Below are 20,126 nucleotides of genomic sequence, written 5' to 3'. Positions count from 1 at the left end.
ACTGAATTCCTTTCACTGTCTAGCAAAGACGTTTAGTCATTATTTTTTCTTATTGTCTAGTTAAAAATCTCATTTTCTATTCTAACCTATTTTTCTTCTATTAAGAAGGGGTCTTCAAGAAGAATTTACTAAAGATAAAAAGAGAATATGTTATGATAGTAACAATAAAACTAAAATCGTTTGGTCTCGATCTGTTTTTTTGAAATAAGATAAAAAATGCAACAGATTAATCATTACGACCTATACTAAAAGGAGGATATTTATGGAGTTGTTTTCTGCATTTCGTGTCAAAGAAGAGGATCAAAAAGTCACGACAACAATCGAAAAAATTGCCCTTACGGATTTATCTGATGGAGAGGTTTGCATTCAAGTAGCCTACTCTTCAGTCAATTATAAAGATTCACTTGCTGTAAAAGAAAATGGTGGTGTTATACGTAATTACCCAATGATTCCTGGAATTGATTTAAGCGGGACTGTCTTGACTTCTCATGATGATCGATTTAAAGAAGGACAAAAGGTTTTAGTAACAGGGTATGGTTTAGGTGTCACGCATACAGGAGGGTTCGCTGAAATCGCTCGAGTTCATGGCGATTGGATCGTTCCTTTACCAGATGAATTAACCTTAAAAGAGGCAATGATTTTTGGAACTGCTGGTTTTACTGCGGCATTGTCTGTTCAAGCGCTAGAAAATAATGGACTCGCTCAAAATAAAGAAGCAACTATTTTAGTCTCTGGCGCATCTGGTGGTGTTGGAAGTTTAGCGATTGGGATGTTAAAACAACTAGGGTATAAAAATATCGTAGCATTAAGTCGAAAAAAATCAGCGATCGATTCTTTGAAGAAAATTGGTGCGACTGATGTGCTTTTATTAGATGAATTTATGCCAGAAAAAATCAAAGCATTAGCGAAACAAACAATTGATTTTGCTATTGATACTGTGGGTGGTGACATAACAGCTGCTCTGCTACCTCAACTTAGCTATGATGGTAGTATCGCTATCTGTGGAAACGCTGCGGGCATCAAATTGCACACAACCGTTTTACCTTTTATCTTAAGAGGCATAAATCTATTAGGCATCGATTCAGTCAATGTACCAATGAAACAGCGTTTAGCAATCTGGCATCGTTTAGCCACTGACTTGAATGTTAGTCGTCATGAACTAGTCAATGAAATTTCCTTACAAGAACTACCGCAAACGTTAGATCAGCTACAAGCAGGTACACATATTGGACGAACGATCATTAAACTTAATTAAAGGAGCAACGCTTAAATGAATATTTTAATCACAGCAGGAGGAACATCAGAGAAAATCGACAATGTCCGTTCTATCACCAATCATTCGACTGGACGCCTAGGAAAAGCAATCGGTGAAACCTTTTTAGCCCAAGGGCACCATGTTACCTATGTAACAACACCCCAAGCTGTAAGACCTATTAATGATTCAAATTTAACCCTAATCGAAATCGAAACAACAAGAGACTTGGAGTTGGCTTTACTTCATCAATTTGAACATCAAGCATTTGACGGAATCATTCACAGTATGGCCGTCAGTGATTTCACAACTGAAACAACGTTATCAGAAGAAACTTTTATCGAAAAACTTGCGGCTACACTAGTAAAAGATGGCGATTTATCCAATTTAACCAACTTGACCGAAGCTCTTTATCAAAGTTTGGATGAAATTGGGCAAACCATTCAACAAGAAAAAAAGATTCCTTCTGGAACAGATCGTCTCTTGCTTTTTTTGAAGAAAAACCCTAAAATAATTGCAATGCTGCGGGAAAAACAACCGCAAGCCGTTCTTGTTGGTTTTAAGCTTTTAGTAGGCGTTTCTACTAAAGAATTGATTCAGGTTGGTCAATCGATTCTAGCAAAAAACAAATGTGACTTTGTACTCGCAAATGATCTTGAAGCAATTCACGGCGACCAACATCAAGGAATCTTGATTGCAGCCAACGGACAAACTGAAACAGCTCAAACCAAAAACGAGATTGCTCAACTGATTGTTTCTAAAGTTGAAGAAAAATGGAGGAACCAATGATGAAAACTATCTTATTAGGTGTTTCCGGCAGTATCTCTGCGTATAAAGCAGCAGACTTAACAAGCCAATTCACTAAATTGGGCTACAATGTCGAAGTCATTATGACAACTAACAGCACCAAATTTATCACCCCGTTGACATTGCAGTCGTTATCTAAAAATCCAGTGCATACAGATGTCATGGAAGAAATCTCACCTGATAAGATTAACCATATTGAATTAGCCAAAAAGGCAGATCTTTTCCTAGTGGCTCCAGCTTCTGCTAATATTATAGGGAAATTAGCAAATGGCATCGCGGATGATATGCTTTCAACCGTTGCCTTAGCCTTAAAAGAAGAAGTCCCAAAAGTTATTGCCCCTGCAATGAATACCTATATGTATCAAAATCCGATCATGCAACGAAATTTAGCAACACTAAAAGAAGTAGGCTATCAAGAGATTGATCCCCGTGAAGCGTTATTAGCTTGTGGTGATTTTGGGCGCGGTGCCCTTGCAACAGTTGAAGAGATTGTCGCTAAGATCAATGACATTTTAGCGAAATAATTTTGAGGAGTCATTTATGAAAAATACAAAAACATTTACACTAACAGCTATGTTTTTAGCGATCCTAATTTTATTATCGGCCGTGCCATTTTTAGGGTTTATTCCAATCGGGCCAATTAATGCGACAACGATGCATATCCCAGTGATTATCGCTTCGATTGTCTTAGGTCCAAGAATCGGTGCGTTTTTAGGCGGCGTCTTTGGGATCATCAGTATGATTCGTAGTACGATTGTCTTATCACCATTGTCTTTTGTTTTCTCTCCTTTTATTCCTGTAATCGGAACCGACCAAGGAAGTTGGAAAGCGATTATTGTTGCGATTGTTCCACGGATTTTAATTGGGGTCGTTCCTTATTTTGTCTTTATGGGATTAAAAAAAGTCACAAAAAATAAACCCAGTTCACAACCTTTTAGTTTGTTTATTGCAGGTTTTCTAGGATCCGCAACGAATACAATTCTCGTGATGAATTTGATTTATTTTTTATTTAAAGATTCTTATGCGCAAAGTATTGGTGTCAGTGGTACAGCGATTTATACTGGTATTTTGACGGTTATTTTCACTAGCGGTGTGGTTGAAGCAATTGTTGCGGCAGTTGCAACGGTTGGTGTCGCTTCTGTATTATTGCGATTAGTGAAAAAGAATGCTACACAGAAATTGTGAGGGTAAAAGAGCGTATAAATCAAACTCCTACATCAGTTTGATTTATACGCTCTTTTATACTCATTTGCTTCAAAATACAAAATCATTTTCAATTATGCAACTATTCAACACTAAATTTTTTTTGTACTTCATTTGGTATCTAGAATAATAGATTAAAAAAGATAAAACTTAAAGTCAGTAAATGATTTGTAAAACTTTTATAAATTTAACTAATAATATATTTTCTTTGCTACTTCTTCTATTTCATTTAGAATTTCCTCTAAAATTTCTTTATCTATTTCAATGTTTTCTAAACAATCGTATCTTTCTACGAAAGAATCAAAAGATTCAAAACATTCCCCTTCCTCAGGATCATTATAATCCCAACGATATTCTGGGCTGATTTCAATATAACTTTTTTCCCCATCATTATATATCCATGTAGATCTAGCTAAATAGCTTGGAGTAGTCCATAATCTGTAAGGACTTGTTATATCTTCTAATTCTATCTCTTCCTCCGCAATTGCATGAGAAATAACTACCCATTCATAACCGATGCCCTTAGGAAATTTTGAATGATCAATTTTTAAACTATTTGCTTAGTTGAAGATAGTGCATATTTTTTTTCATTTGCATTATAAAATCTTCCCCTTCTTATTAACTAGTTTAGCTTTTCTAAGAATTGCTTGCATCTCATTACTAAGTTCCTTCCATGTTCTTACATGACCATGGAACAACACATCAACTGTTTTATCCAGAACAACAAATTCTCCATCGCTTATTCCGATTCTTCATGGAGTATTATTTTCATCAATTGGAAGAGAGTTATCCAATGCTGTTTGTCCATTTTTTGGTTTTTTACTTTTAACAGAATTACCTTTATTGGAATGGTACGGAGCATCTTTATAAACTCCATTTGGATGTTTCGAAGCATCGTACCCGCTACTAATACTTCCAAAGGCATTCACAATAGTTCCTGATCCATGAGCCATTGCTGCAGCTCCACTTGCTGTTACAACTGGACTCAATGCTAAAGTCGCTCCACCAGTAAATGGTGCTCCTACAAATGAAAGTCCATTTCCTCCAACAAACCATGAAAAACCACCAACAAGCGAAGTAAGGTCACCGATAAGTTGCCCCACTGCGTATGGCTTAGTTCCTACTGCATTTGGATCTAATGTTCTTTCGCCCATTATTCCACTTAACCCAAAATTTTCATAAATCTTATCTGCTAAACCAACACCTAGTGCTTTAAGTCCATTCCAATTATTTGTCGCTATTGCTTCTTGCACCATTAATGTCATTTTAGGATCGAACGTACCATCGACATAAACACCTGTAACATTCCCAAATTCATCAAATGTATAGGTTATTTCTTGATTGGCTAGACGGTGCGCTTTTACTTTCGCATCAATCTTCTTCTGCCGTTTATCCCAAGCTCTACCAATCGGCTTTGTCCAAGACAGATTCATCCTAGACACTTCAAATGTTCCTGATGTCGGATTCCATGCCTCTCCTTTTTCAACCTCCGCAAATCCTGCATCTAAATTAGCCAATTGTGCTTCAAAATCCGCAAATAAATTCGGTGAGCTTGCATTAAACTCATATAATTTCTGTAGCTTTTCTTCATTCTTTTGAATCGAGCTTTGTACGCCCATATAGCGCTGTTCCATGCGTTGGTTGGGTTATTTTTCTTTATCCATCGTGCGTGCGATATTTTTCCACAACAGACACTAATAATCAAAGTAACACAAAAATAGAAGCACGAGAATCCGTTCTTTTAAAAAATTATTTAGCATTAATTCTCCTTAATCGAAATAATTAACAAACTACCGAAAAGATTTCAAGGATCGAACCTAGAAATAATCTACTCATTGAACTATTTATTCTATCTCGTCTTTTATTCCTTTTTCTTGAAGAAAATGCCTTTTTACTTCTAAATATTCATCCACTGCTTCTTTGATTTTTTTTTGACAAACTAATTCCCATTTTTTAATTAGTTCTTCTCTAATCGCTTCATAGTTTTCTGTTTCTGGTTCAATATCCATATCCCCACCAAATCCTACAAAATCATCCAGAGTATGTACGATCCCATTCTTTCCTGCATACGCAAGTTCATAGTCCGCATAAGTGAAACTAATTCCACTGCTAACTAAATCTTCAAACGAATTACTGTCATCCAGTATCTTTTCTAAATTTAAATTATCATCAAAAAACATTTCTAACAGTACATGTTTCATTCTCATATTAAATCATCTTCCTCTTTTCTCAGTATTTATGTCCAGTAATGACATCTTTAAGTTTTATATTCCCATTTTTATCCTTTTCATATATTACTCTACCTCCTCCACGATTTACAGTAGTTCCTTTTCTTCATTTCTATTCATTATTTTTTCAAATGAATATCCTCAATCATGTCACGGAAAGCTAAATCAAAGTACGTTACAACCGGACCAAATAAAGTAACATCCTCTGAGAAAACTAAATCGGAAACCTCTCTAAAATTATCCATTAAATATAATCTATCCAAATCTTTCAATGCTGAAAAAATAGCTTCTTCCAAATTTATTTGCGAGAAACAAAATCCATCTTCCGCATCAACAAGAAACTTAGGATCCATTCGTTCAGGATCTCTATTAGGAATCTCAGCATAATGTATCAAAGAACAAATATTTTCTAATTTTGATAATTCAAATTTTGTATTATACGTTACTGAAAAATTTTCTTCAACATATTGGCTGAATTTAAAATACCATGTCATTGAAGGTTCATTTTCTGGTGAAAAAGGTTGAATTTCAATATTATTCTCTTTACAGAACTGCTTAATTTCTTTTGGGAGTTCAATTACTTTTCCACATTTTTCTTTATAGTCATTCAAATTTTTTTCTATATAATATTTTTGTTTAATGTTTTCTATCCTATTACTTAACACGAATATCATGCCCCCTTGATTTATCTGCCGGTTTCGTATGATCTAAATCTATATTTTCTTCTCCTTGATGTTTTCCACGTTTATTACACTTTTCAAAGCGTCCATGTTGTGTATCCAAGGAATGGTGCTCTCCATTTTCATCTGTATAAATTCTTCTACCAGGATTTAATTTTTCCAACTCTCTGTTTCTATTCCAACCATTTTCTTCTGCAATTTCATCGGCTTTTTCCCTAACTTTCGCAACTCGTTCGTTAGGATATAAATTAACTATTTCTTTTTCAAAATCTTTGGCTTTCTTTTCTTCTTTTTGTTCACTCGCCTGCAAAGAAGGTGCATTCTTTATCTGATCTAAAATCCCTTTTCCAACGACAATCGTTGCTGCTGCGCCTGCAGTTACCTTTGCAGCATTAAGTAAATTTTCTAGAACAGGGCCGCCCGGAATCGCTAAGGGCGCAACATTACGAACAATTTTTGGTTGTGTTACCCTATATTGATCACTCCTCAAATAGTCTTTACACTGATTTAGTATACCGTACACTCCAGGTTCATCACCTGGATAAATCCACTTCCCGTTTTTCTTAATATACCAAGATTTAGTTCTACCATTATCAATACAAACTATTTCATAGCCATCTAATTTTCCGATTTCTTTTTGCATCTCTGCATTTCTAATCGTATCTAATTTTTTCTGCCAAACCTGCATCTAAATTAGCTAATTGTGCTTCAAATTCTGAAAATAAATTTTGAGAACTTGCATTAAACTCATATAAGTTCTGCAGTTTTTCTTCATTTTTTTGAATTGAGCTTTGCACACCCATATAACTCTGTTCTAAGCGTTGATTGGGCTCTTTCTCTTTTTCCATCTCAGCAATAGTGTTTTACAGATAAAATAAAAAAGAAGAATGAGAATACATCCTTCTAAAACACTTATTCAAATCCTCTGATTATTCACTATCATCCATCAATTTATATACCAAAATGAACAAGTATTTTATTTGTAGATTGTGCACTAGCACACAATTCTATAACAGCTTCTAATTGTTTAAGAACTTCTTTCTTATAAAAATTTTCTCTTATAAAAATCATCGCTTCAAGATCATAGTCAGTTTTTAATAGAAATTCATATGGAGCTACTTCAAATATTTGTTTCCATTTTTTAATTGTTCTTCGATCACATCATATGTATCCACGGATGATTGAAACTTTTCTGGGAATTTACTATGTCTTAGCAATAGAGTTTTTACAGATAAATAAAAAAGAAGAATGTATAACCATTTCTCTAAACAATATTCAAACAAATAGTTTACTGTGATTCGTAAAGTTAATTTAATCGATGTACTTACCATTCTTTCGATATCTTAGAACATCAGTTGTTATACCTGGCACTAGTGAAGGTTTTACTCCTTTCTTTACAGTTCTAGCAAATTCTTGAGCTTTTCTCATATATTATTCCAAGTTAGAAGCTCCTACTTCTTCACCATGTTTTTCAAAATGTTCTTAAACATTATCCATGGCATTATCAAACTTCCCTTTCCCCCATTCTCCATTTTTATTATTATAAAATCTATCCTCAAATGATAACCATCTAGCAAGCTGCCAAAAGCATTCACAATAGTTTCTGAGCCATGAGCCTTTTGCAGCGGCTCCAATTGCTATTATCACTGGACTCAATGCTAAACGTCGCTCCACTAGCAAAAGGTCCCCTACACATGAAGATTTTCTTTTTAGAATGATACAGAGAACTTTCATTTAACTCCATAAAAGCATATTTACACTCTATAACTCAACGGTACTCAAAAGTCCCTCTAAAATCTTCACCATTTCCATACAAACTTTTCTGTCTAAACTAAATTGTGCGTCAAACATATATGATTCCATAAATTCTTCAAATGTGGTTTGTTCCTCATTTACATTGCTGTCTATAAAATCCCATAAATATTGTGGGCTAATTTCAAAAAATATTTGTGAATTTCTATTGTATATCCAAGAAGCACTACCAATTTCTGGTGACACTGACCATAGACTATACAGTTCCGTGGGATCTTCTTCAGAAAATTCATCTAAATTATGATAATAGATATTCCATTCATATCCGACACCAGTTAAAAAAGTTTTTTCTGAAACTGGTAATTCATTATTTAACGAAAGCAATAACATATTTTTTAAGGATTCAAGTCCCTCATGCAAAGAGTCTTTAAATAAAATAATCTCTCTCTTGCTATCTAGATATTTTATAGTTGTTTCATCATGAAAATAGCGTTTTTCTCCATTATTTTCACTATTTATTTGTAGATATTTATCATCTGCTAAATTTAAAGTTAGTAAAGTTATCATCTAATAATCTTCCCCTTCTTATTTACTAATCCAGCTTTTTGCAAAATAGCTTTCATTTTAGGACTCAGTTCATCCCAGGTACGAACATGTCCATGAAAAGTGCCATCACCAGAGCTATCAATAACAACAAACTCATCGTTACTCAGTGATATCCTTCTTTTGGTTGTATCTTTTAGCGGAAGAGAATTATCTAAAGCATCTTGCCCATTTTTAGGTTTCTTACTTTTTACAGAATTTCCTTTACCTGTATGATAATCAGCATCTTTATAGACTCCATTTGGATGTTTCGAAGCATCGTACCCGCTACCAATACTTCCAAAAGCATTCACAATAGTTCCTGAGCCATGAGCCATTGCTGCGGCTCCACTTGCTGTTACTGCTGGACTCAATGCAACACTCGCTCCACCAGTAAAAGGTGCTCCTACAAATGAAAGTCCATTTCCCCCAACAAACCATGAAAAACCACCAACAAATTCAGTGGCACCACCAACAAGCGAAGTAAGGTCACCAATAAGTTGTCCCACTGCATATGGTTTAGTTCCAACTGCATTCGGATCTAACGTTCTCTCACCCATTAGTCCAGTCAAGCCAAAATTCTCGTAAATTTTATCGGCTAAACCAACACCTAATCCTTTAAGACCATTCCAATTATTTGTGGCTATTGCTTCTTGCACCATTAATGTCATTTTAGAATCAAATGTACCATCGACATAAACACCTGTAACATTTCCAGACTCATCAAATGTATAAGTTATTTCTTGATTGGCTAGACGGTGTGCTTCAACTTTCGCATCAATCTTTTTCTGCCGTTTATTCCACTCTTTCCCAATCGATTTCGTCCAAGTTAAACTTACCCTTGACAACTCAAACGTTCCAGAAGTCGGATTCCATGCCTCTCCTTTTTCAACCTCCGCCAATCCTGCATCCAAATTAGCCAATTGTATTTCAAAATCCGCAAATAAATTCGGTGAGCTTGCATTAAACTCATATAATTTCTGTAGCTTTTCTTCATTCTTTTGAATCGAGCTTTGTACGCCCATATAGCGCTGTTCCATGCGTGGATTGGGTTCTTTCTCTTTATCCATCGTACGAGCTATATTTTGCAACAAAGCTTGTCCTTGGACTATCTCAGCTTTTAATTGTTCTTCGATCACATCACACGTATCCACCGATGATTGAAACTCTTCTGGGAATTTACTATGGGCTTCAATTAAGGCTTCACATGCTAGTATAAACCCACTTGCCAAAGATGGATAGACTGCTGAAAAATAAAGTTTCGCTGAATCGTAGGTTTTGCTAGAAAGGGGCGCACTCATAAAGGTATTAACACTATCTGTTAACGTGCCGCAAAATTGGATATATTCATTTGCCATTTGTTTAGCGGCAGCACTTTGAGCTGTTACTTCGCCTATATAAAAATCAATACCCATAGCGATGGTCCTCCGCTTTGTCTCCATCAGAAAATAGCTGCGTTCTCTCAGCGTACAATTCCTCTTCTTTATCTCTTAGCTGTACTTCCTCACTTACTAAACGTTCTGCCATATCTTCTAAGCGTTGGCGTTCATATTGGTGTAAACGATTCGCTTCGTCATCCAGCTCCATAAAATGACTCGTATAGCGTGAGCCTTGATTATTACCGATCAAGTCCTGGTAATAGCGTTGCTCTTGTTGATGGATTGAAAAATAATCTGCTTCCAAATCCTCTAGTTCTCGAATCTCCCGCCGATTATCCTCTTGATCAATACTTACTTGCCTCAGTTCTTGATTGATTTTTAGTTCTTTTTCTTCACTCATGTACGACTGCCACCTCCAAGATTTGGAGAAAAGAGTGGTAGATCAAAACTTTTTTTGATTTTCTGATCGATCACACTGAATTCTTGTGCTACTGAATGAATATTATTACCGTCTCGAGCAATCGCATTGGAGACACGTTGTCCACGACTATGAATACTCATTAAACTATTTTTTGCATTATTATTTCCACTAACCGTGGTGCGTTCTGCTATACTTGTTGCTTCGTTCACAGATGAAAAACCACTAGCGGCTTGACTGAATTGTGCCGAAACGCTCCCTGCCACGGTTAGACTGCTTTTGATTCCTGCCATTGTACAAACCCCTTTACCTTATTTTTACACTTTAATTCTAAACTCCCCAATTTCCATTTTGCCACATTTACATACCTTATAGTTATCAAATATTTCTTTGTGACGCAAAAATTTTGCAAATCTAGGACTTCATCCATTCTCTTTTTTAAAAACACGAAAAAATAACAGATTTATTTCTATTTTTTTAGAAATAAACCTGATTGTTAAAATATTCACTCACTAAAAACGAACCCCTGACTATTTTACAGTTAAGTGAACTTTCGCTTCAATAGTCGAATAATTCCAAGTATTTCTGATATTCCTTCACACATCACTTCTTCGAAAGGATACTTCACTTTATTATGCTCATTCAAGGGTCAAAAATAATTTTTGCTTGGCGATAATTAAAAATAAAAAGTACTGAAATAGATTAGCGAACATTTTAGGTCATTGGTGTTTGAACATTTATAGGATAATTTTATAAAGGAATGGAAAAAAGTTTTGTTATTTTTTCTTATATATAAGAGAAGGTTTTTTGGTGTTATTTAATTCGTACAAGACTGAAAACTCGTTGCGAGGGGGTTGGTCTTTCGGTATAATATGTGGTGTAGGATAGAAATTAGAATCGAGATTGGAATAAACGGTGGTACAAAAACAGCTCCTTCGGAAATAAGCTGAAATTCACAAAAAATTGTAGAGCATTTTCGTGAATTCCCTCTTATTCCTGTCAAACACAACGAAAAATGAGTTGATGTTGCACAGTACCTACTTGGTTCTCAGAGCTAGACGTTTTCTCCCCAACCTCTGTTCAAGACATATAAATAAAAATTGGCACTTCAATCGTTCGGCGGCAACCTTACGATCGAAGCCTTGTTAAGACGCCCAAAGCTGTCCAAACAAGTTGCCAATAGTGCTAGCAACTTGTACTAGCTTCTTTATTGTACCTAAAATGGTTTGAGATTTCTAGGAAATCTTTGCTTTTTTCGGTGATGATTGGTTGTTGTGTATATGGGATTAGACTATTGTCGACGGTATTGGGCATCTGCTCAATGCCGTTTTTTCTGTCCTACGGGTACGTTTGAAGGGAGGAACGTTTTAAGAATCGATGAAAAACTGGATAAAACAAAAAGGCACTTCACCATTTGGCGGCAACCGAATGATGAAGCCTTGAATAGACACCCAAAGCATGTCTACACAAGTTGCCAATTTGCTAGCACCGAAGCACTAGCTTCTTTATTGTACCTAATTTTCTTTTGAAATTCTAGTTGGTTTTGTTAATTTCTTGGGATTAAGGGTGGTTTAGGAGTGACATGTGGATTTGGTTTAGTTGATTGATGACGGTATTGACAGGTTCGGTATCGTTTTTTGTTTTACTCTGGGACAAGGCGTTATGAATACAGCAAGGCTTTGAAAGTCGTTTGTAGCGCTGGGTTATGGGTTTGCCTCATCAATGTGCATATAGAAAGGTCACTGAATCCAGAAATTCAGTGAGAAAACTGGCGGGAGAAGTTGGGTTTGGGCTTAGGTTTCGTTTGGCGCTTATCGGCTTTTTTCCGCCTTATTTGAAGGAGATTAGGAGAATGGATAAACAAGGGCAGAATTTAAAGGCGGTTACGTATCAGGATATTATTGAGTTGCGGGATTTTATGGAGAAGATGGCTTCTTGGCAGGAGCCTTTGGCGATTTTGGATCATTTTTTTCAGTTTCGGTCTGGACCGATTAATAAGAAACGGATTGTGAAGGAGTATTATGCGCGGGCGCAGATGTTTCATGCTTTTTATGAGGATTATAATCGGTTGATTGAGTTGGGGGATGAATTGGTGATGGAGATGGTTAGGGCTGAGAAGGTTGAGACTGGGTTTGAGGTTAGGAAAATGGATTTGGGGTAGATTGCGTATGTTATAAAAGAGGATGGAGATGATCCATCCTCTGAAAAGTTATTTTTGTTTGATGAAATCGTAAGTTTCTAATGGAACAGCTTTTTCTAACGTCATTTCCATACTTACGATGTTGGTATCTTTTCCATTCTTATCTTGTTTGATTAATTCCTTTGCTGTTTCGAGCTTCGGAAAAGCTCTTCCTAGATAAATAAATTCAGGATCACCAACAGATTCTTTTTGAACGAAAACATGAATTGCTAAGTTTGTTTCTTTGTAATTCATTATTTCCACAACTTCTCCACTAGATAAAGTTAATTTCGGACGTGTATACCATAATAACGTATGTTGATCGATTAACTCGTCTTCATATTTTACATCGTTTGAGATCGTGTCACCTTTATGGTAGTTTACGAAAATTGGACAAGTATCATATTTGATTCGATAACCATACATTGTGCTAGTTTCGTTATTTTCCCAGTTTAGTAAACGGCAAACATCTTTACGCCCATAAACTTCATTATACGTTAATGGTTCACTTAATACATAACGCTTACTACGCTCAAAAGATGTCTTAATGATGTCTTCTACACATTCAGCAAACCATTTATTTTGCTGAAGATTCTTTTGAAATGATTTTTCTAGAGAAAATGTACCATTAGAATAAATTACAATTGGAGTATTACCATATTTTTCTCTTTCCTTTTGAGTAAAGAAGTCTAACGATAAAATACGTTCTACAGATTTTATTGTTTGTTCATCGTAAATATAATTTTGCTCTTTTAAATACGACTGATAATTTTCAGTTGATACTTTTTCCTTATCGATTAACATTAATAAAAGCAATAATTCATGATTTCTTTTGCCATTCAAAAGTTCATTGGATAAAAATGTTAAGACTTTTGTTTCTTGACTATTTAATGCTAGGGTCTCTTCATTTAGCCAGTTTAAAAACGCAGGATAATTTTCTTTATATTTCGTAATAATGACTGGATCAACTGATTGTTGTTCAATAAAATCAATTAATTTCGGCATACGACCTAATCGGTTTTTCAAATTTTGATAGGCTTCTCGATAGTTTTTTGCATTGTTCAATTTAGATGATTCAATTGATTGGAAAATCCTATTTTTAGTAATTTCGTCAAACATGATTGTCGACATTCCTTGAAGGTATTTTGTTGCCATCGTTTTTTTACGTAGATTATTTTTGTTCAAGGAATTATCTTCTGTTAAAGCGATTGGAATCAAATAGTTATTGTCATAGTTCCCAATAAAATCGATGATTGTCACAAAATCTTTATTCTTAGCTTTCCTTAATCCACGACCTAATTGTTGCGTGAAAATGATACTAGATTCTGTTTTGCGTAACATTACAACTTGATTGACGCTTGGAATATCAATTCCTTCATTAAAAATATCAACTGTGATAATGTAGTCAAGTTTTCCAGCTTCTAATTGAGCAATTACTCGATCACGTTCGTCAATCTTATGATCACCAGTTAATGCTTTAGTGTGGAATCCACGGTTATTAAATATTTGTTCTAGTTCATGCGCTTCTTTTTTCGTTCCACAAAAGATAAGTCCACGAACTTTATCACCACAATATCCGTAATAATCGATTTTTTCTATTATATAATTGATTCGTTTGTCACTAACTAATTGATTAAAAGAGGATTTATCATCAATTGTTTTTCCATCAACTTGTATATCCGTAATACCAAAATAGTGAAACGGGCACAGCATATTTTCTTTTAACGCCTCTTGTAACCTAATTTCATATGCTACATTGTAATCGAACATTTCGTAGATATTATATCCATCTGTTCTTTCTGGTGTCGCCGTCATGCCTAGAAGAAAATTAGGTTCAAAATAGTCAATTACTTTTTGATAGGTTTTTGCTCCTGCATGATGAACTTCGTCGATTAGAATATAATCGAATGTATCTTTAGCAAAATTTTGTAGAGTTTCATCTTTTGATAATGTTTGGATTGTCGCGAATATATATTTTTCATTGGTGACTTTACTGTTACCAGATAAGATACCAAACTTCGCTCCATCTTCTCCTAGTATTTTGATGAACTGATCTTTCGCTTTCTTTAAGATTTGTTCCTGATGAACAATAAAAAGAAATTTCTCTGGTTGATATGCCTTAACATCAAATGCTGATAAATACGTTTTCCCTGTTCCTGTTGCAGAAACCACCATTGCTTTTGGTTTTTCTAAGTCACGCATTTTTTGAATTTCTATTAAAGCTTTCTTTTGCATCTCGTTTGGCGTAATCTGTTTCGTTGCGTACTCAACTTCATCTACTATGGACTTTGGATCTATTTGCGTTGATGGTTCTTCCATCGTATCAACTTTTTGAACATTCAAAATTGGTTTGTAGCCCATTTGATATTTAGTAATCCAAGAATTAGATAACGGTTCTGACTCTTCCCACATATGCTCAAAATTCTGTTTCATCGCTTGAATTAGGTCACCATTTGAAAGTGAATTTAGCTTTAAATTCCATTCACAATTTACTTTTAATGCTTTGATGGTTAGATTGGAACTTCCCAAAATCATGGTTTCATAGTCATCATGCTTAAATGAATAGCCTTTTGCATGAAAACCATCCATTTCTGTAATTCGAACATCTACGTTTTTTAGCTTTAAAAGTTCTTTGAACATTTTTGGTGAATTAAAATAGAGATAATTTGAGGTAATGATTCTTCCACGAATATTTTTTTTAGCTAAATCAGAAAGAACTGTTTTAATTGCGAGCAATCCACTTTCAGTGATAAACGCTACTGCAAAAAAGAATTCTGTACATGTTGCTAGTTCATCTACTAAATCATTTAGAACCATTCTGCCCATTTCATCCGGATTTACAAGTAGTTTTGCTTTGTAAAGCTCGTTTGACTCTTTTGATTGATCAATAAAACTATGTTCAAGTGCTGATTGGAAATTCTCTAGAAGAGGATTCATGTTTATGCTCCTTTTACTAAGGCATCAATTGTTGGGATGTCAGCTGGTGCCCACTCTAAAGTGCTTAATTCAGAAATTGGTAACCATTTGATACTTTCATGTTCTGTTAGTTTTGGTTCGCCTTCTATTAATTCACAGAAGAAGGTTGTTAGTTCGACGATGCCAAAATCATATTCGTAACTTGCTGTGATGATTTTATTTTTGATTGAAACCTTGCATAGAAGTTCTTCTTTGATTTCGCGTTCTAACGCTTGTTGAGGAGTTTCATTTTGTTCAATTTTTCCTCCTGGGAATTCCCATAAACCTGCTAGGGATTTATCATGACCTCTTTGGGCGCAGAGGATTTTTCCATTTTTTTCTATTGCGGCTCCGACTACTTTTATTTGTTTTTTCATTACATCTATCCTTATCCTAAATTAGTTTATAGTAACATTATACCTGATTACCAAGTAAAGATGCATTAATATAAATTTTATTAAAATTAAAAACCAAATTTAGTGATTTCTAAACTAAGAATAATAAGCTAGTTGTTAAAAGTTAATAAACTAGTAAACAAAAAAACAAGATACAATTTACTGTAACTTGTTTCATCTATTTAATTTTACTATACTTCAGTTATATTTTCCTATAAAGATTCAATTTCATTTTTTTTGAGATCAATAAATCCATTTCCATTTTTTGTGAATGTATATCTAAAATATTTGTTAAATTTATTCAAAGGCGTATTTTCAACAATAATAATTTGTGATTTTTTAGAAATATCGACTAATAAATTATAAACCTCCTCATAAACTTCTGGATCTGTAATTTTCTCACTTTCAGGGATAATTATCTCAGTAGCACCTTGTTCTTGTCCTTCATTTTTATTAGTTCCAAAATATTTACTAATTGAATCTAATAACAGCAGATTAGGATGTCGATTTATTATATCATCACTCTCAATAATAGATGAAAAATATGATATTTGCATACATTCTCTTAGCCCCCCACTATCTTGACTAAAAACATCGGCGCCTTCATAGAAAGGAACATAATTTTCATTATCTACAAACGTCCCTTCACTTTCATTGTATTTTAATCTATCCATATTTTTAACATAAAAGTTGTTGATTTTTTCTAATGCCACTTCTTTATTCCTTTTTATGGCTTCTGATTGATTATCTTTCTTTTCAAGTTCAGAAATTTGCGCGTTCAAATGCTCTATATCTTTATTTTTTTCATTAATTGTCTTGTGAACCCTCAAGTAATCTGTAATACGTTCTTTTTTTTGTATCATTTTTTTAGAAAGCTCATTCAAACTGTTTAATTGTGATAAAAATGGTACTTCAGTATATTTGGCATACTCAGAAATTGCATTTTCTAATATTTTTTTTCTTCTTCCAATCCGAGCATCTCTTTATCTTTATCCATAATTTTATTTTGATCATTCTTAATTAAGATATTTACCAATTTTATTTTTGATAATAAATCTTTCTGTACTTTTTGATATTCATTATCGGAAATTTTTTCTTGATCTGCCACTTTATTTTTTACATTAGAACTACATAAAGGGCAAATAATTTCTCTCTCTGACTTTTTTATATGGTGATTGATTTCAAGCGTTGCTTCAATATCGATCAATTCTTTCTCATAATCTTTCATAAGTAATGTTTTACCAGTAACAGATAAAAATAGTTCATTTTTCTCTTTTTTTATATTTGAAAGTTCGTTAGAGATATTAATCAACTGCTTTTTTAACTTGTTATACATCAAATTTTCTTTATTTTGATTATCTTTAGAATTTTGTATTAACCCGTTTCTCTCTATACGGTTATTTTCGATGCTAATATTTATTTTATCGATTTTATTTAGTAACAAAGAATAGTCGGAAGCATCTCTATCATCAAGATATCCCTCTAAATGGCCTTTTCTTTTTTTCTCTAAGATAACTTCATTTTCAAGTTCTACTTTTCGCTCTCTAAGTTCATTTCCATTTAAATCTAAAAGTTCAAACAGCATTTCAAAAACAAATTTATTTTTATATCTCTTATTTTTATCTTGGTTAGCCATGAAATACTTTGTACCCAAATCATCTTGGGAAATATAACAATATCTAAAAACATCTCTAAAGCTAATTGTTTCAAACGTTTTTTTCTCACTATGTTTCATGTGTTTTTCTTTTTTATATTCTTTTATGTTAAGCTCTTTCATTAAAAATTTAAAATAATCTTTTCGATTCAATTTTTTCACTGAAAATTCATCAATTGATTCAAATTCAGTATAGTATAAATAAAAATTTTTTGTTTGCTTTTTTAGATTCCTTGAAATTGTGAATATCTCATTTTTTATAGATATCTCTAAAAATACTTTTTCGCAATACTTATCTAATTCTTTTTGTACAGTTAAATTAATAGGTGTATCTTTTCCAAATACATAATCTATCAATGATAACACCAACGATTTACCAGTTGAACGATCGCCACGTATGATATTTAAACCAGACTGAAATTCAAGTGTCCTCTGATAAGTAGGTCCTTGAACTATCATTTTTTTTATAACTAAATTACTCATTTTGAATACTCCTTTATTTTTTTCAAATTATTCGGTGTAAATTTTATATTCTCTAATACATAAACATATTCTGATTTTAATTCATTAAAACCTGTTAAAGCTAACTTATCAAAAAAAATTAGTCCACTCTTAGTTAATTCAATTTTAACTTCTTTAAGATTACTAGTAACTTTTCCAAGTACATTTATATATTCAAAACTACTCAAATGTAATAAAGATACACTGATTTCTTTTTGAAATTTATAATATTGATTCAAATGAATCTTCGCCCCCTTCGTTTCAAAAACTTCTAATAAATTGAAATTTACTAAAGAATAATAGAATATTAATTCATTTATAGAATAATTTTTCTTTTTTGGGAACACATTTTGAAATGTTACAATAAGCTGCAATAGTTTAATTGATCCAAGTAAATTATTTTCAAAAAGCAAATCTATTTCATTAGGTAAATTGAAATTATTATTCTTCAATTCTTTTCCCTCCCCACCAAATGCCTTGATTTGAATCATTAGCTAAACTATGAATTAATCCTTTTTTTTCATTATCTTCTATACAAATCCCGTGACTAATAATTCTATCTGATTCATAGTTTTCTAAACATTTATGTACTTCATTTAAAAATTCCTCACTGTTACCATTCTTTTTGTAAACAAATAGCAAATTACTTTTGTAAGTTGCTAAAACATCAAACAATATTTTTCCAATAGCATTTTTAGAAAATGCATTTTTTTCTAAATCTCTGATAAACTCTTCAGAAGCTATAAAAAATAATGACGACAATTCTATAAGATCTGGATCGATCTCTTCAATTAACATTTTTTTGTAAAAAAGATTCTCTGATACATCTCTATTTATATCTTCAATTGTAGCTCCCCAAAATTTTTCTTCTTTTTCTACTGTTGCGAGTGTCGATTCATCTTTATCAGACAACATATCTAAAATATGTTTTATACCTTTTGCATGTGATCCATCAATACATTTATACTCAATAACCTTTAAATTATATTCATCCAATAGAAATTTTTTTTCTTCTGTAGTTATATTTTCTAACAAAATATAATGAGTTCCGTTAAACCTTTTTTTATGATCCTTTATTAATTCACGAACAAACTGATCTTTAAAAGAAAATCCTATAAATAGAATACTGTAGTTACTTGTAATAGCTTGAAGTAAATTGTCGTAATGCTTATTTTCATATAAATTTTTGTAATTTTCTTTAAGCATAACTATAGAAGCGGGGTTATTTAATTGACCATGTAAATGCATAACACGCGCCTTATCCTCAAAAAGATTGTGAGTACTTGATTTATAATCAACTAAATTCAATGGTGCAATAGCACTTTCACAATACCTGCTCAATAAATTTTCATAATTTGTTGTTAGAATAAGTGAAAAATTTAAATTAGCTATATCTTTATAATTATGTTCGTCGTCATTTACTTTTCCAAAATCAATATTTTCATATTTTTCTATTATTATATCTTTAATTTCTTTCTGTATTTCTTCAGTGCTTAATTCACCATAATATTTGATATCATCTAATGCCTTCCAAAAATCATATCGTTCAAGTGTAACATCCACCACTTCTTTAAGAAAACTATTATTGTCACTTAAATGATTATTAAGTATATCTTTAATTGTTTGTGACCAATCCGGTATCCCAAAAGGTCTTGATAAGCCAGCTCCTATAAATGGTACTAATTTCTTCTCATTATATCTTTTTTTTAATTCCGAAACTTTGGATTCCATATTTTCGACATCCTTTTAATTTATAGTTTACCCTATTTTATCATAAATACCATTCTTAATGTTCGGTATTATCTATTTATCATAAGTAACAAAATAGTAATATGTATAGGTCAAATACTTTGAAGGCATTATATTCGATAATAAGATTTAAAAAAATCTAATTTACATTATCGTTTAATAGTACTAATATTCAATAATCTGCATAACATCAGCCCTCTTTCCACAATTTTGTATTTAAATCTACTTCCATATTTGTAATGAGCTCCTCTTTCTATTTCCCAGAGAATTCGTCAAACTCAGCAGTAAAAAGTAGTTCCGTCCAATCTCTCAAACCAGTTTTCTCATCTTCAAACGGTATCGGCTATTGTTATTCCAAAACCTCCTCATCCCTTAACTCGAAAACATTCTCC

General features: G+C 33.0%; 21 protein-coding genes. 5 read left to right on the top strand and 16 right to left on the bottom strand.

The features are described 5' to 3' along the window. The first annotated feature begins 262 nt into the window (after positions 1-262). Genes AC4BB5_RS06180 through AC4BB5_RS06165 form a run of 4 tightly spaced genes read left to right on the top strand, consistent with a single transcriptional unit; the run spans position 263 to position 3,244 of the window. The gene (locus tag AC4BB5_RS06180; RefSeq protein WP_490458493.1) at positions 263-1,255 is read left to right on the top strand and encodes an oxidoreductase; all 993 of its coding nucleotides are present in this window, start codon (positions 263-265) and stop codon (positions 1,253-1,255) included. 15 nt (positions 1,256-1,270) lie between these two features. Further along, positions 1,271-2,041, top strand: a complete 771-nt coding sequence (gene coaB / locus AC4BB5_RS06175) for a phosphopantothenate--cysteine ligase (RefSeq protein ID WP_490458492.1) — start codon at positions 1,271-1,273, stop codon at positions 2,039-2,041. Continuing rightward, positions 2,041-2,583: a phosphopantothenoylcysteine decarboxylase gene (gene coaC, locus AC4BB5_RS06170; RefSeq protein WP_490459032.1), complete on the top strand. Its 543-nt coding sequence runs from the start codon at positions 2,041-2,043 to the stop codon at positions 2,581-2,583. Before coaB ends, coaC begins: the two co-directional genes overlap by 1 nt. A 16-nt stretch (positions 2,584-2,599) precedes the next feature. Next, positions 2,600-3,244 carry an ECF transporter S component gene (locus AC4BB5_RS06165; protein WP_490458491.1) on the top strand — a complete coding sequence of 215 codons (645 nt, stop codon included), beginning with the start codon at positions 2,600-2,602 and terminating at the stop codon, positions 3,242-3,244. 770 nt (positions 3,245-4,014) lie between these two features. Here AC4BB5_RS06165 and AC4BB5_RS06160 read toward each other — a convergent pair. The 10 genes from AC4BB5_RS06160 to AC4BB5_RS06115 all read right to left on the bottom strand — a co-directional run bounded on the left by AC4BB5_RS06160 (position 4,015) and on the right by AC4BB5_RS06115 (position 10,594). After that, entirely contained in the window at positions 4,015-4,881 is an 867-nt protein-coding gene (locus AC4BB5_RS06160; protein WP_490458490.1) for a hypothetical protein, read from the bottom strand. Positions 4,882-5,106: 225 nt separating this feature from the next. Beyond that, entirely contained in the window at positions 5,107-5,469 is a 363-nt protein-coding gene (locus tag AC4BB5_RS06155) for a hypothetical protein (RefSeq protein WP_490458489.1), read from the bottom strand. Positions 5,470-5,609: 140 nt separating this feature from the next. Further along, on the bottom strand, positions 5,610-6,155 hold the full coding sequence (locus AC4BB5_RS06150) for a hypothetical protein (protein ID WP_490458488.1): 546 nt from the start codon (positions 6,153-6,155) through the stop codon (positions 5,610-5,612). Next, positions 6,145-6,858: a hypothetical protein gene (locus AC4BB5_RS06145; protein ID WP_490458487.1), complete on the bottom strand. Its 714-nt coding sequence runs from the start codon at positions 6,856-6,858 to the stop codon at positions 6,145-6,147. The genes AC4BB5_RS06150 and AC4BB5_RS06145 overlap by 11 nt, the downstream gene beginning before the upstream one ends. Next, complete coding sequence (locus tag AC4BB5_RS06140; RefSeq protein ID WP_490458486.1) at positions 6,824-7,018, bottom strand: hypothetical protein; 195 nt, start codon at positions 7,016-7,018, stop codon at positions 6,824-6,826. The genes AC4BB5_RS06145 and AC4BB5_RS06140 overlap by 35 nt, the downstream gene beginning before the upstream one ends. 634 nt (positions 7,019-7,652) lie before the next feature. Next, complete coding sequence (locus AC4BB5_RS06135; protein WP_490458485.1) at positions 7,653-7,844, bottom strand: hypothetical protein; 192 nt, start codon at positions 7,842-7,844, stop codon at positions 7,653-7,655. Between the two features lie 87 nt (positions 7,845-7,931). Then, complete coding sequence (locus AC4BB5_RS06130; protein WP_490458484.1) at positions 7,932-8,489, bottom strand: hypothetical protein; 558 nt, start codon at positions 8,487-8,489, stop codon at positions 7,932-7,934. Further along, on the bottom strand, positions 8,486-9,919 hold the full coding sequence (locus tag AC4BB5_RS06125; protein WP_490458483.1) for a hypothetical protein: 1,434 nt from the start codon (positions 9,917-9,919) through the stop codon (positions 8,486-8,488). Before AC4BB5_RS06125 ends, AC4BB5_RS06130 begins: the two co-directional genes overlap by 4 nt. Further along, positions 9,909-10,283, bottom strand: coding sequence for a DUF3958 family protein (locus tag AC4BB5_RS06120; RefSeq protein WP_490458482.1), 375 nt, complete (start codon positions 10,281-10,283; stop codon positions 9,909-9,911). Before AC4BB5_RS06120 ends, AC4BB5_RS06125 begins: the two co-directional genes overlap by 11 nt. After that, positions 10,280-10,594, bottom strand: a complete 315-nt coding sequence (locus AC4BB5_RS06115; protein ID WP_490458481.1) for a TIGR04197 family type VII secretion effector — start codon at positions 10,592-10,594, stop codon at positions 10,280-10,282. Before AC4BB5_RS06115 ends, AC4BB5_RS06120 begins: the two co-directional genes overlap by 4 nt. 1,559 nt (positions 10,595-12,153) lie before the next feature. Here AC4BB5_RS06115 and AC4BB5_RS06110 point away from each other — a divergent pair. Continuing rightward, on the top strand, positions 12,154-12,462 hold the full coding sequence (locus AC4BB5_RS06110; RefSeq protein WP_490458480.1) for a hypothetical protein: 309 nt from the start codon (positions 12,154-12,156) through the stop codon (positions 12,460-12,462). Positions 12,463-12,510: 48 nt separating this feature from the next. Here AC4BB5_RS06110 and AC4BB5_RS06105 read toward each other — a convergent pair whose 3' ends face one another. The 6 genes from AC4BB5_RS06105 to AC4BB5_RS06080 form a co-directional block, all read right to left on the bottom strand. Further along, a complete protein-coding gene (locus AC4BB5_RS06105; RefSeq protein ID WP_490458479.1) occupies positions 12,511-15,417 on the bottom strand; it encodes a DEAD/DEAH box helicase in 2,907 nt (968 codons plus the stop codon). Positions 15,418-15,419: 2 nt separating this feature from the next. Beyond that, a complete protein-coding gene (locus AC4BB5_RS06100) occupies positions 15,420-15,812 on the bottom strand; it encodes a (deoxy)nucleoside triphosphate pyrophosphohydrolase (protein WP_490458478.1) in 393 nt (130 codons plus the stop codon). Positions 15,813-16,042: 230 nt separating this feature from the next. Further along, positions 16,043-16,693, bottom strand: a complete 651-nt coding sequence (locus AC4BB5_RS06095; protein ID WP_490458477.1) for a hypothetical protein — start codon at positions 16,691-16,693, stop codon at positions 16,043-16,045. An 83-nt stretch (positions 16,694-16,776) separates the two neighbouring features. After that, positions 16,777-17,967 (bottom strand): hypothetical protein, encoded by a 1,191-nt coding sequence (locus tag AC4BB5_RS06090; protein WP_490458476.1) that lies wholly within the window; start codon positions 17,965-17,967, stop codon positions 16,777-16,779. Then, complete coding sequence (locus tag AC4BB5_RS06085) at positions 17,964-18,437, bottom strand: hypothetical protein (protein ID WP_490458475.1); 474 nt, start codon at positions 18,435-18,437, stop codon at positions 17,964-17,966. The genes AC4BB5_RS06090 and AC4BB5_RS06085 overlap by 4 nt, the downstream gene beginning before the upstream one ends. Beyond that, positions 18,427-19,716: an ABC-three component system protein gene (locus AC4BB5_RS06080; RefSeq protein WP_490458474.1), complete on the bottom strand. Its 1,290-nt coding sequence runs from the start codon at positions 19,714-19,716 to the stop codon at positions 18,427-18,429. The genes AC4BB5_RS06085 and AC4BB5_RS06080 overlap by 11 nt, the downstream gene beginning before the upstream one ends. Positions 19,717-20,126 lie beyond the last annotated feature (410 nt).

The organism is Enterococcus sp. AMC1252, from assembly GCF_058216515.1.
This window is presented reverse-complemented; position numbering and strand designations above follow the sequence as displayed.

What these genes read in the sequence shown, in the direction of transcription:
- AC4BB5_RS06130 (WP_490458484.1), bottom strand. Translation starts at nt 8,489, where the DNA reads ATGATAACTTTACTAACTTTAAATTTAGCAGATGATAAATATCTACAA.
- AC4BB5_RS06090 (WP_490458476.1), bottom strand. Translation starts at nt 17,967, where the DNA reads ATGAGTAATTTAGTTATAAAAAAAATGATAGTTCAAGGACCTACTTAT.
- coaB (WP_490458492.1), top strand. Translation starts at nt 1,271, where the DNA reads ATGAATATTTTAATCACAGCAGGAGGAACATCAGAGAAAATCGACAAT.
- AC4BB5_RS06100 (WP_490458478.1), bottom strand. Translation starts at nt 15,812, where the DNA reads ATGAAAAAACAAATAAAAGTAGTCGGAGCCGCAATAGAAAAAAATGGA.
- AC4BB5_RS06080 (WP_490458474.1), bottom strand. Translation starts at nt 19,716, where the DNA reads ATGGAATCCAAAGTTTCGGAATTAAAAAAAAGATATAATGAGAAGAAA.
- AC4BB5_RS06110 (WP_490458480.1), top strand. Translation starts at nt 12,154, where the DNA reads ATGGATAAACAAGGGCAGAATTTAAAGGCGGTTACGTATCAGGATATT.
- AC4BB5_RS06125 (WP_490458483.1), bottom strand. Translation starts at nt 9,919, where the DNA reads ATGGGTATTGATTTTTATATAGGCGAAGTAACAGCTCAAAGTGCTGCC.
- AC4BB5_RS06160 (WP_490458490.1), bottom strand. Translation starts at nt 4,881, where the DNA reads ATGGGCGTACAAAGCTCGATTCAAAAGAATGAAGAAAAGCTACAGAAA.
- AC4BB5_RS06105 (WP_490458479.1), bottom strand. Translation starts at nt 15,417, where the DNA reads ATGAATCCTCTTCTAGAGAATTTCCAATCAGCACTTGAACATAGTTTT.
- AC4BB5_RS06145 (WP_490458487.1), bottom strand. Translation starts at nt 6,858, where the DNA reads ATGCAGGTTTGGCAGAAAAAATTAGATACGATTAGAAATGCAGAGATG.
- AC4BB5_RS06115 (WP_490458481.1), bottom strand. Translation starts at nt 10,594, where the DNA reads ATGGCAGGAATCAAAAGCAGTCTAACCGTGGCAGGGAGCGTTTCGGCA.
- coaC (WP_490459032.1), top strand. Translation starts at nt 2,041, where the DNA reads ATGAAAACTATCTTATTAGGTGTTTCCGGCAGTATCTCTGCGTATAAA.
- AC4BB5_RS06140 (WP_490458486.1), bottom strand. Translation starts at nt 7,018, where the DNA reads ATGGAAAAAGAGAAAGAGCCCAATCAACGCTTAGAACAGAGTTATATG.
- AC4BB5_RS06120 (WP_490458482.1), bottom strand. Translation starts at nt 10,283, where the DNA reads ATGAGTGAAGAAAAAGAACTAAAAATCAATCAAGAACTGAGGCAAGTA.
- AC4BB5_RS06165 (WP_490458491.1), top strand. Translation starts at nt 2,600, where the DNA reads ATGAAAAATACAAAAACATTTACACTAACAGCTATGTTTTTAGCGATC.
- AC4BB5_RS06155 (WP_490458489.1), bottom strand. Translation starts at nt 5,469, where the DNA reads ATGAGAATGAAACATGTACTGTTAGAAATGTTTTTTGATGATAATTTA.
- AC4BB5_RS06095 (WP_490458477.1), bottom strand. Translation starts at nt 16,693, where the DNA reads ATGATACAAAAAAAAGAACGTATTACAGATTACTTGAGGGTTCACAAG.
- AC4BB5_RS06180 (WP_490458493.1), top strand. Translation starts at nt 263, where the DNA reads ATGGAGTTGTTTTCTGCATTTCGTGTCAAAGAAGAGGATCAAAAAGTC.